The sequence below is a fragment of the Rhizobium sp. CNPSo 3670 genome (assembly GCF_057784555.1).
Genome location: NZ_JBXSOL010000047.1, coordinates 1 through 14089 on the forward strand (window position 1 = coordinate 1; position 14089 = coordinate 14089).

Annotated in this window: 8 protein-coding genes; 5 read left to right on the forward strand and 3 right to left on the reverse strand. The window is 62.0% G+C overall.

Features of this window, described 5'->3' with window-relative positions:
• Positions 1-303: 303 nt before the first annotated feature.
• Entirely contained in the window at positions 304-528 is a 225-nt protein-coding gene (locus AC13QO_RS27505; RefSeq protein WP_488542477.1) for a DUF1674 domain-containing protein, read from the reverse strand.
• A 110-nt stretch (positions 529-638) separates the two neighbouring features.
• Between AC13QO_RS27505 and htpX the strand changes: the two genes are divergently transcribed.
• The 4 genes from htpX (at position 639) to purH (ending at position 6672) form a co-directional block, all read left to right on the forward strand.
• Positions 639-1595: a zinc metalloprotease HtpX gene (htpX, locus tag AC13QO_RS27510; protein WP_488542478.1), complete on the forward strand. Its 957-nt coding sequence runs from the start codon at positions 639-641 to the stop codon at positions 1593-1595.
• Positions 1586-2974, forward strand: a complete 1389-nt coding sequence (locus AC13QO_RS27515) for an RsmB/NOP family class I SAM-dependent RNA methyltransferase (RefSeq protein ID WP_488542479.1) — start codon at positions 1586-1588, stop codon at positions 2972-2974. The genes htpX and AC13QO_RS27515 overlap by 10 nt, the downstream gene beginning before the upstream one ends.
• A gap of 204 nt (positions 2975-3178) precedes the next feature.
• Positions 3179-4852: a heparinase II/III family protein gene (locus AC13QO_RS27520; RefSeq protein WP_488542480.1), complete on the forward strand. Its 1674-nt coding sequence runs from the start codon at positions 3179-3181 to the stop codon at positions 4850-4852.
• A 203-nt stretch (positions 4853-5055) separates the two neighbouring features.
• Positions 5056-6672, forward strand: a complete 1617-nt coding sequence (purH, locus tag AC13QO_RS27525; protein WP_488542481.1) for a bifunctional phosphoribosylaminoimidazolecarboxamide formyltransferase/IMP cyclohydrolase — start codon at positions 5056-5058, stop codon at positions 6670-6672.
• Positions 6673-6689: 17 nt separating this feature from the next.
• On the opposite strand, the gene AC13QO_RS27530 is transcribed toward purH, so the two are convergent.
• Positions 6690-8078, reverse strand: coding sequence for an MFS transporter (locus AC13QO_RS27530; RefSeq protein WP_488542482.1), 1389 nt, complete (start codon positions 8076-8078; stop codon positions 6690-6692).
• A 23-nt stretch (positions 8079-8101) separates the two neighbouring features.
• Complete coding sequence (locus tag AC13QO_RS27535) at positions 8102-12877, reverse strand: NAD-glutamate dehydrogenase (RefSeq protein WP_488542483.1); 4776 nt, start codon at positions 12875-12877, stop codon at positions 8102-8104.
• Between the two features lie 278 nt (positions 12878-13155).
• Between AC13QO_RS27535 and pdxY the strand changes: the two genes are divergently transcribed.
• Positions 13156-14031 (forward strand): pyridoxal kinase PdxY, encoded by an 876-nt coding sequence (gene pdxY, locus AC13QO_RS27540; protein WP_488542484.1) that lies wholly within the window; start codon positions 13156-13158, stop codon positions 14029-14031.
• Positions 14032-14089 lie beyond the last annotated feature (58 nt).

The window sequence follows — 14089 nt, forward strand, 5'->3', positions numbered from 1 at the left end:
AGGCGACCGCTTAGACAACAAGGCCGTTCCCTCTTGTTGGAGCGGCCTCAGTTTGTTGACAAAGTCTCCACCGTCATGCTCGGCCTTGTGCCGAGCATCTGACCACTGCAATTGTTTGACAGGAAAGCATTTATTTTCAGATGCCTAATTGGACGTGGGTAGATCCTCGGCACAAGGCCGAGGATGACGTCGCGGGGTTTGCAGGGGTTTGGCAGCAGCCTGAAGCGCTCCTTTGGAGCGGTCTTATTTTCCGCGCGGGAAATGCCGTTGCTTTTGAGTGGCGCTCTGGCTCCCGGCGTCGAATCAAAAATCGATCGCCCGGCCGTTGATCTCGTAATCGCCGAAGCGCGCAGGCTCGGCGCCGCCGCGGCCGCCGATCTCAGGTGGCAGCTCCAACGGCTTCCGGTTTTTCCGTCGTTCTTCAGCCTCGGCAAGCGCACGTTGGGCCGCCGGGGACAGCACCTTGCGCGGCGGCTCCGATCCCTCGGCCGTCGGCGTTTGGCTATTGTCGTTATCGGCTTTCTGCATGGCCTTGTCCTGCCGGAAATATTGAAAATGGCGGGTGGATAACCAAATCATAATGCGCGGTCGCCGGGATTGAAAGCTTGCGACGCCGAAATCGGAGTTGGAGATTCGCAATGAACCTCGTTCGCACTGCCATGTTGCTTGCCTTCATGACGGCGCTTTTCATGTTCGTCGGCTTTCTGATCGGCGGTCGGGGCGGCATGATGATCGCCTTTCTCATTGCGGCCGGCATGAATTTCTTCTCCTATTGGAACTCCGATCGCATGGTGCTTGCGGCCTATCGAGCGCAGCAGATCGACGAACGCAATGCGCCGGAATTCTTTGCGATCGTGCGCGATCTCGCCCGTAATGCCGGTCTGCCGATGCCGAAGGTCTATCTCTACGACAGCCCGCAACCGAATGCCTTCGCCACCGGCCGCAATCCCGAAAATGCCGCCGTCGCCGCCTCGACCGGCCTGCTTGCTGCCTTGTCTCCCGAGGAGGTCGCAGGCGTGATGGCGCATGAGCTCGCCCATATCCAGAACCGCGACACGCTGACGATGACGATCACGGCAACGCTTGCCGGCGCGATCTCGATGCTCGGCAACTTCGCCTTCTTCTTCGGCGGCAACCGCGACAACAACAATAATCCACTCGGTTTCATCGGCGTCCTCGTCGCCATGATCGTCGCACCGCTCGCCGCCATGCTGGTGCAGATGGCGATCAGCCGCACGCGCGAATATTCGGCCGATCGCCGCGGCGCCGAAATCTGCGGCAATCCGCTCTGGCTCGCTTCCGCACTTGGAAAGATCGCCCGCGGCGCGGCCCATGTGCCGAATGAGGATGCCGAGCGCAATCCGGCGACGGCCCATATGTTCATCATCAATCCGCTCTCCGGCGAACGCATGGACAATCTGTTTTCCACCCACCCGAACACGGAAAACCGTATTGCCGCGCTGCAGGAGATGGCGCAAAGCGGCATGAATGTCTCGACGGGACCGGTGCGTGCTGCTAATCCGTCGCGCAAATCGCGCTCTGTTCCGAATACGGGTCGCGGTGGTTCGCAACCGCCAAAAGGTCCGTGGTCTTGAATTCAGACGGCACGAAAAAGCCATTCCGGAAACAGAAACCTTTCGCTGACCGATCGGCGCCAACCAAGCCGGGCCTGCAGGCCCGGGCGACGGCAGCAAAAATCTTGGCTGCCGTCGTCGACCGCAAGCTGCCGCTCGATGGCGCTCTCGACCATGAACATGGCAATCCGGCCTATAAGGCGCTTGGCGAGAGCGATCGCGCTCTTGTCCGCGCCATTCTGAATACGACGCTGCGCCATCTGCCGCGCATCGACGCTGCAATTGCCTCGCTGCTGGAATCGCCGCTACCGGAGGGCGCGCGCGCCTTGCACCATGTTCTGGCAATCGCGGCTGCTCAGATCCTCTATCTCGACGTGCCGGATCATTCGGCCGTCGATCTTGCAGTCGAGCAGGCCAACCAGGATCCGCGTAATCGCCGCTTTGCGAAGCTGGTCAACGCGGTGTTGCGCCGGCTCGGCCGTGAAAAGGACGAGGTGCTGGAGGAGATCGCCAAGGTGCCGCCGATGCCGGGCTGGTTCCTCACACGGCTGGAAAAGGCCTATGGCCGCGACGCGGCGCTGGCGATCTCGCAATCGCAGCTCGAGCCTGCGGCGATCGATTTGACCGTCAAATCCGACGCCGAAGCCTGGGCGAAAAGGCTGAACGGCGTTGCCCTGCCGACGGGCGGCGTGCGGTTGGCCGCCTTTGACGGCGGCATTCCTTCGCTCGAGGGCTTCGACGATGGTGGGTGGTGGGTGCAGGATGCGGCGGCAAGCATCCCGGCCAGGCTTTTCGGCGATCTCTCGGGCAAACGTGTCGCCGATCTTTGTGCTGCGCCCGGCGGCAAGACAGCGCAGCTCATCCTTGCCGGCGGTGCGGTGACCGCACTCGATCAGTCGGAAAGCCGGCTAAAACGGCTGCGGTCGAATCTCGACCGGCTTGGCCTGAAGGCAGAAACAGTTGCGACAGACCTGACGACATTCAAGCCGACGGAGGGCTTCGATGCGATCCTGCTCGACGCCCCCTGCTCTTCCACCGGCACGACGCGCCGGCACCCCGATGTGCTGTGGACCAAGGGGCCGGATGATATCGCGAGGCTGGCGGCGCTGCAGGAGCGGCTGCTGCGTCATGCGCTGACCTTGCTGAAGCCCGGCGGTACGCTGGTGTTTTCGAACTGCTCGCTCGATCCCGCCGAGGGCGAGGAGGTGATCGCCCGCATTCTTTCCGATACGGATGCAATCGAGCGCGTGCCGATCAGCGCCGGCGACTGGCCCGGCCTCGAAGCGGCGATCACGCCGCTCGGCGAATTCCGCACGCTTCCGACCATGCTGAAAATGCCGGAGGGCATCGCCTCCGGCCTCGATGGCTTTTACGCGGCGGTGCTGCGGCGAACGACCTGACTGAAACCCACAAACGTCGTCCGAATCCCCGTCACTACATCCTCGCAGCGCGTCCGTCATTCTTTGCGAAACCGCGGAATGTCCTCGAATGACATGCACTAATTTTCGCATATTCGAACGTTGTCACGAATTAATTCATTGTGGACGATGAAATCGGCTGCTTTTCACCTATTCTTAACCACGAGGGTCAATAGACAATAGAATATGCAGTCCGGTCGGCGTTTTGCGAGCATGTATGTTCGGGAAGCTTGGCGGCGCGCCTTGCGCCGCGTCGCGTTGCTGCGCCTGAAGCTCATTCGCCATTCGATCAAACCACCCGAGCGCCTGATCGTCGCCCCGACCGATCTTCGCGGCATCGATTCGCATGTGGCCGACGAAATTCTCAACGGACGTTTCCTTCTGGCCGGGCGCATGCTGGAAACGAACGGCAAATCGCCCTTCACCTTTACCCTGCCCTCGCGGCCCTTTGCGACCCGCTTGCACAGCTTCGGCTGGCTGCGGCACATGCGGGCGCACAAGACGGAACGCAGCGCGGCGGCTGCCCGCGCCATCGTCGACAGCTGGCTTTCCATCCATGCCGGCCGTATGGAAGGAATTGCCTGGGAGACCGACGTCACCGCCCAACGCGTCATCGCCTGGCTGTCGCATTCGCCTGTTGTGCTGCAGAACGCCGATCGTGGCTTTTATCGCCGGTTCATGAAGTCGCTGGCTTTCCAGGTCAGGTTCCTGCATCGCATGGCACCCTATACGCTCGGAGGCCTGGAGCTGTTCCGGCTGCGCATCGCGCTCGCCATGGCCTCCGTCGCCATGCCGGCTCGCGCCTCCACGCTTCGGAGGGCGGCGCAGGCGCTCGACCGTCAATTCGATAGCCAGATTCTGCCGGATGGCGGCCATATCTCGCGCAACCCGCGCATCGGCCTGGAACTGCTGCTCGACCTGCTGCCGCTGCGGCAGACTTACGTCAATCTCGGCCATGATCTGCCGCAGAAGCTGATCTCCGGCATCGACCGTATGTATCCGGCTTTGCGGTTCTTCCGGCATCAGGATGGGGATCTGGCGCTTTTCAACGGCGCAACCTCGACGCTCGCCAATGAGCTGATGTCGGTGCTCAGATATGACGAGACCGCCGGCCAGCCGTTCAAGGCTTTGCCGCAGTCGCGCTATCAGCGGCTTTCCGGTGGCAAGACCGTCATCATCGCCGATACCGGCACGCCGCCCTCGGGGGGCGCATTGCGCACCGCGCATGCCGGCAGCCTCTCCTTCGAAATGTCGTCCGGCCGCCATCGCTTCATCGTCAATTCAGGTTCGCCGAAATTTGCCGGACACCGCTACGTGCAGATGGCGCGCACGACCGCGGCCCATTCGACCGTCATCCTCAACGACACCTCATCCAGCCGTTTTTCACACTCGCCTTTCCTCGATCACGCGATCACCGAGCCGGTGAAAACCGTAACGGTCGAACGTCTGGAAACGGAGGATGGGCGCGACAGCATCAAGCTCAGCCATGACGGTTATCTGAAGATATTCGGCGTGCTGCACGAGCGTGAGCTGACGCTCAATGCCGCAGGTTCGATGGTGACAGGCCACGACCGGCTCATCCGGCGTGAAGGATATGAAAGTGACGAGCCCCTGAAGGCCGTCGCCCGTTTTCATATTCATCCGTCCATCGTTCTGCAGCAGAGTGATGGAGAGTCCGTGCTGCTGACGGCGCCGGACGGCGAGAGCTGGCTGTTTACCGCGCCCGGCAACGAAGTGCTGATTTCCGAGGACATCTTCTTTGCCGACAGCTCCGGCATTTGCGGCTCTGACCAGATCGAGATCGATTTCGATCTGGCCGAGAAGACGGAGATCCGCTGGTTCCTCTCCCGTAAAGCTTAGACGGGACGGCCAACTGGCCAAAATTCAAATCCGGGACTAAATCGAAAGGCAGAGCATCAGCGCTGTTTGCGTGGCGTCAAAGCTGTGCTAACGCGGCGACAGCAAGAAAACGTCCCTAAGGCAGGATCTCGTCCGAAAGCCGCTCACACTTTTCGGCCTCATGCTCTAGCGGATATCTCCCGAAGCCCGAACGGAGAAGGTTCATGGCCGTCATTTCCAAAAAGATCCCCGCCCCGGACAAGGTCGAAATCAAGACCGCGCTCCTCTCCGTCTTCGACAAGACCGGCATCGTCGAGCTCGCCCAGGCATTGTCCGAAAGAGGCGTGCGCCTGCTGTCGACCGGCGGCACCTACAAGGCGATCGCCGCTGCCGGTCTTGATGTCACCGACGTCTCCGAGGTCACCGGCTTTCCAGAGATCATGGATGGGCGCGTCAAGACGCTGCATCCGACGGTGCATGGCGGCCTGCTGGCGATCCGTGACGACGGCGAACACCAGGAAGCGATGAAGAAGCACGGCATCGAGGGCATCGATCTTGCCGTCATCAACCTCTACCCTTTCGAAGAGGTGCGGGCGGCCGGCGGCGACTATCCGACGACCGTCGAAAATATTGACATCGGCGGTCCGGCGATGATCCGTGCATCGGCCAAGAACCATGCCTATGTAACCATCCTCACCGATCCAGATGATTATGCCGAGTTCAAGGAGCAGCTTTCGGCGGATGACGGCAAGACCGCCTATGCCTTCCGCCAGCGCATGGCCGCCAAGGCCTATGCCCGTACCGCGGCCTATGATGCCATGATTTCCAACTGGTTCGCCGAGGCGCTGGCGATCGACACGCCCCGCCACCGCGTCATCGGCGGCGCGCTGAAGGAAGAGATGCGTTACGGCGAAAATCCGCACCAGAAGGCTGCCTTCTACGTCACCGGCGAGAAGCGCCCGGGTGTTTCGACGGCTCTCCTGCTGCAGGGCAAGCAGCTCTCCTATAACAATATCAACGACACCGATGCCGCCTATGAACTCGTCGCCGAGTTCCTGCCGGAAAAGGCGCCCGCCTGCGCGATCATCAAACATGCCAATCCCTGCGGCGTCGCCACCGGCTCAAGCCTGGTCGAAGCCTATCAGCGGGCGCTCGCCTGCGATTCCGTTTCTGCCTTCGGCGGCATTATCGCGCTCAACCGGATATTGGACGCCGAAACGGCCGAGGAAATCGTCAAGCTCTTCACGGAAGTTATCATCGCCCCTGATGTCACCGAGGAGGCGAAGGCGATCGTCGCTCGCAAGCCGAACCTGCGGCTGCTGTCGGCCGGTGGCCTGCCCGATCCGCGCGCCCCAGGACTGACGGCGAAAACCGTTTCGGGCGGTCTGCTCGTCCAGAGCCGCGACAACGGCATGGTCGAGGATCTGGAGCTCAAGGTCGTCACCCGCCGCGCACCGACGGCGCAGGAGCTCGATGATATGAAGTTCGCCTTCAAGGTCGGCAAGCATGTCAAATCGAACGCCGTCGTCTATGCCAAGAACGGCCAGACGGCCGGAATCGGGGCCGGCCAGATGAGCCGGGTAGATTCCGCCCGCATTGCCGCGCTGAAGGCCGAAGAGGCCGCCAAGGCGCTCGGTCTCTCGGCGCCGATGACGCACGGCTCGGCGGTTGCTTCCGAAGCCTTCCTGCCATTTGCCGATGGTCTTCTGTCGATGATCGCCGCAGGGGCGACAGCCGTTATCCAGCCGGGCGGTTCGATGCGAGACCAGGAGGTCATCGACGCCGCCAACGAACACGGCGTGGCGATGGTCTTCACCGGCATGCGCCATTTCCGGCACTGAGGCGCGCCGGAATATTGTCAGGCGCGATCGGCCGGATAGGGCGTGCGGATCAGCAGCACCAGCCCGCCGGCGAGAAACAGGATCAGCGTTGCCATTCCGAGCCGCGCCGATCCGCTCAGATAAGTCACCAGCGAGAAGAGCAGCGTCGCCATGAAGCTCGTGGCGCGCCCCGAAAGCGCGTAGATGCCGAAGTAGCGTCCGGCTTCCTCAAGGCTGACGCTGCGGGCGAGATACGAGCGCGATGAGGCCTGCACCGGCCCGAAGGCGAGCCCGATCAGCAGGCCGTAAAGGATATAGGCCTTTTCCGCGGCGGTGCCGAAGAGGCCGCCGGAATCGGCCGTCGGCAGCGGCATCAGGCCGAACAGGGTGTAACCGGGACCGGTCGAGATGATGCCGATGGTGGCGAGAAGCAGCATGGTGAGGCTGATGACGACGGTTATCTTGGAGCCGACGCCCTTGTCGATCCGTCCGGCGATCAGGCAGCCCAAGATCGCAACGACGTTGAGGATGATGCCGTAGAGGCCGATCTCGATCGTCGCCCAGCCGAACATGCCGGCGGCGAAAACGCCGCCGAGGATCAACAGGCCGTTGACGCCGTCCTGGTAGATCATGCGGGCGATGAGGAATTTCAGGATGCCGCGGCGTTCCCCGAGTTCACCGAGCGTGTTTCTCAGTTCCCGCAGGCCGGCGCGGATGGCGGTGCCGAAGGGCAGGCCTCTGCCGACATCGGGTGTGAACAAGAACATCGGCAGGATGAAAATCAGGTACCAGACGGCCGAGATCGGCCCGGTGATGCGCGCGTCCTCGCCGGTCCTGGGGTCGAGGCCGAAAAGTGGATCGAGGCCGAGAATGGTCTTGCCGCTTTCCGGGTCGGCCGCAAATAGCGTGACGACGGCAATCAGCACGATCATCCCGCCGAGATAGCCAAGCCCCCAGGCGGTGTTGGAGAGCTTGCCCACCTCGTGCTTGGCGACCAGCCGCGGCATCATCGAATCATTGAAGACAATGGAAAACTCGGCCGAAATCGAGGCGAGGATCATGAAGATCACGGGGTAGAGGACAGGCGAACCCGGGGCTGCAAACCACAGGCAGAAGAGGCTGACGATCTTGATGATGGCGAAGAACCCGATCCACGGTTTGCGGGCGCCGGACTGGTCGGCGATCGAGCCGAGAACGGGCGACAGCACGGCGATGATCACTGAGGAGATCGTCGCCATGTTGCTCCACGTCGTCTGGGCCGACACCGGATCATCGGTCAGGCGCGAAACGAAATAGGGCCCGAAAATGAAGGTGGTGACCACGGTGAAGAAAGGCTGCGCCGCCCAGTCGAAGAACATCCACCCCCAGATGCCCTTCTCCGTGGCTTTCGGCGGCTGCGTTCCTGTCCAGTCTATGCGATTCAACATCCGCTCCTTTTTCGCGGACTGTCTCACCTCGCCCGGTCGCGCGCAAGATCGGTCAGGATGCCTGCCGCCACGGTAATGCGCGCAAGATTGGGATCGCCGCTGTCACTGAGGCTCGAAAGCTCTTCAACGATGCGGTTGATGCGGATGCGATCCTGCGCATGCCAGGCCTGGACGGGCAGCTTCTCCTTGCCGTGATCGGAAAGCGCCGAGATGACGATGTCGCGCCGGGCGCTGGCGATCTGATCGATGCTGCGGGCAAGCGCCAGATTTTCGTAATGATCGGAGGTGAGAATCCGGCCGCCGGCCGCCAGCAACCGCGCGATCCGGAAAGTCTTTGACACGGCAAAATAATTTTCGGCGGCGCGCAGCAGCGGCTCGCCGGTACGCTCAGCGATCTGCATGATCTCCGGCACAAGCGCGAAGCTCTGGAGATTGGCGATTTCGGCCGCCAGCTTTTCGGGCACGCCCGCTTCGGCATATTCCACCTGGCGTGCGGCAGCATCGCCGGCGGCCTGTTCGGCGAAAGCAGGCCTCAACTTCTTCAGGGCAGCCTGCAGCCGGCTAATTACCTCGGCCATATCGGCTTTGGTCATTGCGGTTTTCAACAGCAGGCGCGTGAGCACGATAAAGCTGTGGCTGATTTCCTCGTAAATGCGGTTCTGCACCCCGCCCGATATCTTGCCGTCGAGCGCATCCGTCTCGGCCCAGAGCCGGTTGAGGTCGAAACCGTCGCGGGCGACGATTGCGGCACGCACCACCTCCGGCGCCGAAGCCGCCGTCGCGTCCATCATTGCGACGACGAAGCTCGGCCCGCCGCGGTTGATCGCTTCATTGGCCAACACGGTCGCGATGATTTCGCGCCGTAGGCGATGGCTTGATATGTCGCCGGCGTTCGACTTCTGCATTTTGACGGGGAAGTAATTCGACAGTGTCGCGGCAAAATAGGGGTCGTCGGGCAGGTCGCTCGCGGCGAGCGCATCGAAGAGCACGATCTTGGCATAGGACAGCAGCACGCCGATTTCCGGCCGCGTCAGCGGCTTGCCGGCCGTGTAACGTTCGGCCAGCGTCTGGTCATCCGGCAAGGTCTCGACCTTGCGGTTCAGCTGGCCGGTGGTCTCGAGCACGCTCATGAAGCGGGCGAGTTCGAGGCCGTTTGCCGTGCCCTTGCGTTCGACGAGCGAGATCGCCAACGACTGGAGGTAATTATTGCACAGGACCAGCGCCGCCACCTCACCGGTCATCGACGAAAGAAGCTGGTCGCGTTTTGGCCGCGTCAGCCGCCCGTCATGCATAGCGGCCGCCAGCGCGATCTTGATGTTGACCTCGACGTCCGAGGTGTTGACGCCGGCCGAGTTGTCGATGGCGTCGGAATTGCAGCGCCCGCCGCTAAGGCAGTAAGCGATGCGGCCCTTCTGGGTGACGCCGAGGTTGGCGCCCTCGCCGATCACCTTGGCGCGCACCTCAGTCGCGGTGACGCGGATCGGATCGTTGGCGCGATCGCCGACTTCGGTATCGGTTTCGGAGGGAGCCTTCACATAAGTGCCGATGCCGCCGAACCACAGCAGGTCGACCGGACTCTTCAGGATCGCCGTCATGATCTCGAATGGGGTCGCCACCCCTTTGTCGATGCCAATCGCGGCAACCGCTTCCGGCGTCAGCGTCACAGATTTCGCCGAACGTGAAATGATCATCGCGCCTTTCGAAAGCACGGTCTTATCGAAGTCCTGCCAGCTCGAGCGCGGCAGGTTGAAGAGCCGTTGGCGCTCGGCCAGCGTTTTTTCCATGTTAGGATCGGGATCGATGATGATGTCGCGGTGATCGAAGGCGGCAATGAGCCTGATCTTGGGAGAGAGCAGCATGCCGTTGCCGAAGACGTCGCCCGACATGTCGCCGACGCCGGCGACGGTGAAGGGCGTGGTCTGAATGTCGATGTCCATCTCGCGAAAATGGCGTTTTACGGTTTCCCATGCGCCGCGGGCGGTGATGCCCATCTTCTTGTGATCGTAACCGGCCGAGCCGCCGGAGGCAAAGGCGTCGTCCAGCCAGAAGCCAGCCTCCTGCGCCAAGGCATTGGCGGTGTCGGAGAAGGTTGCTGTGCCCTTGTCGGCGGCGACGACGAAGTAGGGATCGTCGCCGTCAAGCCTGATCGTATCGGCCGGCGGCACGACCTCGGCGCCGGAAATATTGTCGGTGATCGAGAGCAGCGTGCGGATATAGGTCTTGTACGCCTCGCGGCCGGCATTGAAGATTTCGTCGCGGCTGCCGCCCACCGGCAGCTTCTTCGGGTAAAAGCCGCCTTTGGCGCCGACCGGCACGATGACGGCGTTCTTCACCTGCTGCGCTTTGACGAGGCCGAGCACCTCGGTGCGATAATCCTCGGCACGATCAGACCAGCGCAGGCCGCCGCGCGCCACCTTGCCGAAGCGCAGGTGGACGCCTTCGACTTCGACGCCGTAGACGAACATCTCGCGGAAGGGTTTCGGTTGCGGCAGCCCATCGACCAGGTGCGGATCGAGCTTGAAGGCCAGCATGGCTTTCGGCGATCCATCGGGGTTCTTCTGGAAATAATTGGTGCGCAGAGTCGCGTCGACGATGTTGACGTAGCGGCGCAGAATGCGATCGTCATCCAGGTTCGGCACGTCGGCAAGATCGGCCTCGATCGCCTGGTGCAGGTCGGCGATCTTCTTGAGGCGGGCTTTGTCGGAAAGCTTGGGGTCGAGCGTGTCGTGGAACAGGCGGAAGATGGCGGCGGCTACACCAGGATATTTATCGAGCGTCGTTGCGATGTAATCCTGCGAATAGGCGATGCCGGCCTGGCGGAGGTATCGGGCATAGGCGCGCAATACATTGGTTTCGCGGGCTGAGAGCCCGGCCGAAAGGATCAGCCGGTTGAAACTGTCATTGTCGATCGTGCCGGCAAAGGCGGCGACGAAGGCTTCCTCGAGCGCAGCGCCATACCGATGGAGGTCGATGTCGCTGCCGTTGCGGGTCTCGAGCTCCATATCGTGCAGCACGACGAGTTGGGTTGCGCCATCGCCGACCTGTACCCCGATGTCGAAGGTGCGTTCGCTGACGACATTGAAGCCGAGGTTCTCGAGGAGCGGCACGCGGCGTGACAAGGCCAGCTGGCCGCCGGCGTGGAAGATCTTCAGCGAGAGGATGCGGCCCTGTTCTTCCTGGCGGTGATAAAACTGGATTCGCAGCGGCTCGCCGGCGGCGCAGGCGCCGATATCGGCAAGGTCGGCGACGGTTTCTTCAGGGGTAAAGGAATCCTGGAAAGCCTGATCGACCGATAGTTTCGGCGACTTTGGTCCGGCAAGCGCTTCGAAACGGTCGTCCCAGCGGGCAGTGATTTCGCGGATCGTCTGCTCGAGCCTTGCCTGCGGTATGCGCGGCGTCTTGCCGCCGGAACGGCCGATGATGAAATGCACCCGGGCGACGCCGCCTTCGGGAAAAGCCGGATAATAGGCGGAGACACGGCCGTCATAGACGGTCTTCAGATAGGTGCCGATGCGCTCGCGCACGATCGAATCATATTCCTCACGCGGCACATAGACGATGACCGAGACGAAGCGGTCGAAATGGTCGATGCGCGGCAGGACGCGCACGCGCGGCCGGTCGGCGAGATCGTTGATCTGCTCGGCAAAGCTCGCAAGCAGCGTCGTGTCGATCTGGAAAAGGTCGTCGCGAGGATAGGATTCCAGCGTGTTGTCGAGCATGCGGCCGGAATGGCTCATCGGGTCGAAGCCGAAATGCTCCTTCACCTTTTCGATCTTCGACCGCAGCAGCGGGATTTCGGAGGCGAGCGAGGTATAGGCCGTCGAGGTGAAGAGGCCGACGATGCGGAGTTCCCCGGTGACGTTGCCCTCGGCATCGAAACGTTTGACGCCGACATAATCCATATAGGCGCGGCGATGGACGATCGACTTTACATTCGCCTTGGTGACGATCAAAAACTCTGGGCCGTCGAGGAAGGCGAGGATCTCCGGCGTGGTGGTCACGGCGTCCTTGCCGGTACGCAGTACGAGAACGTCCGGGTTGGAGAGGATGCCGAGGCCGGCGCCCTTGTCGCGCTCGACCTTGGCGTCGGCGCCCTTGCCGGAATAAATATACTCACGCATGCCGAGGAAAGTGAAATTCTCGTCGCGCAGCCAGGTCAGAAAGGCCACCGCCTCGGCATGTTCGGCCTTCCTGCGGCCAGCACCGTTGGCCGACAGCTCGGCGATTACGCCATCGAGCTTGGCAAGCATCGGCTTCCAGTCCGAGACCGACAGACGGACCTGTTCGAGCACGGTCTGGACGCGTTTGACGAGGTCGGCAGCCTGGGTGGAATTCAATGGGGCGATATGAAGCTGGATATGACTGACGCGTGCCGCGGGATCGCTCGGGTGGTCGGCGGAATAGAGCGTGGGAGCTCTGCCCTTTTCCATGACGAGGATTGGATGCACGGCCATGAACAGATCGCGGTAGGTGCTCGTCACTTCACCCATGACCGATTCATAGAGGAAAGGCATGTTCCGGTCGGTCACCGACAGCACCGAGACGACGGTGCCGCCGGGTGTCACCTCGGCAAGTGTGTCGATGCTGACGCGGGGCGTCTTGCCGTTCCAGGCGGCAAGTTCCTTCGCCGAATGCACGGCAGACCGCGCCAGCATGTCGGGCGTATAGAGTTCCAGATCGTCATTGCTGGCCCGGCCAAAGAGAATTTCCGGATCGAGATGCGCCTCGCTCATCGCCTTGGCGATCTTGCGCGCAGTCTCGATCTGCTTCTCCCGTTTCGGATTGTTTCTGGCAGCCATGGAACGCCTCCCCGCATTGGACTGATTTTTTCGCAAGCTAGCAGAAGATTTGTCGAAAGAATCCCTAAAATAGCGCTGTCGGGGACCGTTTTGATGCTTTTTTGCCGGCGGAAATGAGAAATTGGCAGAGTTTTTTCGCTTTTGAGGCCGAAACGCGTTGGTAAGGCCTCTCTTCCTGGTTTGCTTTCGCGGCACATTTCCATGCTCACGTGAAGAATGGTTGACAGCTCGCCGTCAAAAAGATCATCAAACGCCATCATCATTCGGACCTCGGTTTCATGTCGGAAAATGCAGCGGGCACAGTCATCGTTATTTCCAGCCACGTCGTGCGTGGCTCGGTTGGCAATCGGGCGGCGGTGTTTGCGCTGGAGACGCTCGGCCATCCGGTCTGGGCGCTGCCGACCATCGTTCTGCCCTGGCATCCCGGCCATGGCCGTTCGACGCGGCTGACATTTGCCGAAGCGGAATTCGACGCGGCGATCGAGGATCTGCTCCGCGCACCCTGGATCGGTGAAGTCAGGGCGGTGCTTTCGGGCTATTTCGGCAATGCCGCCCAGGCACGCTCGGTGGCCCGGCTGATCGCTGCGCTCCGGCAAAACAATCCCGAACTGCTTTACGTCTGCGATCCGGTCATGGGCGATCTCGGCGGCCTCTACGTGCCGGAAGCGACGGCCGAGGCCATTCGTGATCATCTCATTCCGCTGGCCTCGCTCGCAACGCCGAACCGGTACGAGCTCGCCTGGCTGTCGGGAGCACCGCTCGATGACAACGGCGCAATCATGGAGGCGGCGCTGGCGCTCGGGCCGTCACGCATGCTCGTCACCTCGGCGGTGCCGATGATGGCGGGCGGCACCGGCAATCTCTACCTTTCCGGCCGTCACGCGCTCCTTGCCGAGCACCGCGTTGTCGAGAACCCGCCGAATGGTCTCGGCGACCTGCTGGCTGCAGTTTTCCTGTCGCGCCTGCTGTCCGGCCTCGAGGACGAAAAGGCGTTGCAGCTTGCCACCGCCAGCGTGTTCGAAGTGCTTGCGCGTGCGGTCAAGCGCGGCAGCAACGAGCTGATGCTGGCCAGCGATGCGTCCAGCCTGTCGACGCCGATGGCGATGGTGCAGATGCGCCGGCTCGTACACCCGGCGCAGCGTCGGAAAAAATGACGCATTTGCCAATGTGCGCATTTTGCGGTGCAGCAGTTGATCTTGTCCTCCGCGCGCG

Excerpts from the sequence above, each read along its gene's own strand:
- AC13QO_RS27505 (WP_488542477.1), bottom strand. The coding sequence starts at position 528 with ATGCAGAAAGCCGATAACGACAATAGCCAAACGCCGACGGCCGAGGGA.
- AC13QO_RS27530 (WP_488542482.1), bottom strand. The coding sequence starts at position 8,078 with ATGTTGAATCGCATAGACTGGACAGGAACGCAGCCGCCGAAAGCCACG.
- AC13QO_RS27520 (WP_488542480.1), top strand. The coding sequence starts at position 3,179 with ATGCAGTCCGGTCGGCGTTTTGCGAGCATGTATGTTCGGGAAGCTTGG.
- AC13QO_RS27535 (WP_488542483.1), bottom strand. The coding sequence starts at position 12,877 with ATGGCTGCCAGAAACAATCCGAAACGGGAGAAGCAGATCGAGACTGCG.
- purH (WP_488542481.1), top strand. The coding sequence starts at position 5,056 with ATGGCCGTCATTTCCAAAAAGATCCCCGCCCCGGACAAGGTCGAAATC.
- htpX (WP_488542478.1), top strand. The coding sequence starts at position 639 with ATGAACCTCGTTCGCACTGCCATGTTGCTTGCCTTCATGACGGCGCTT.
- pdxY (WP_488542484.1), top strand. The coding sequence starts at position 13,156 with ATGTCGGAAAATGCAGCGGGCACAGTCATCGTTATTTCCAGCCACGTC.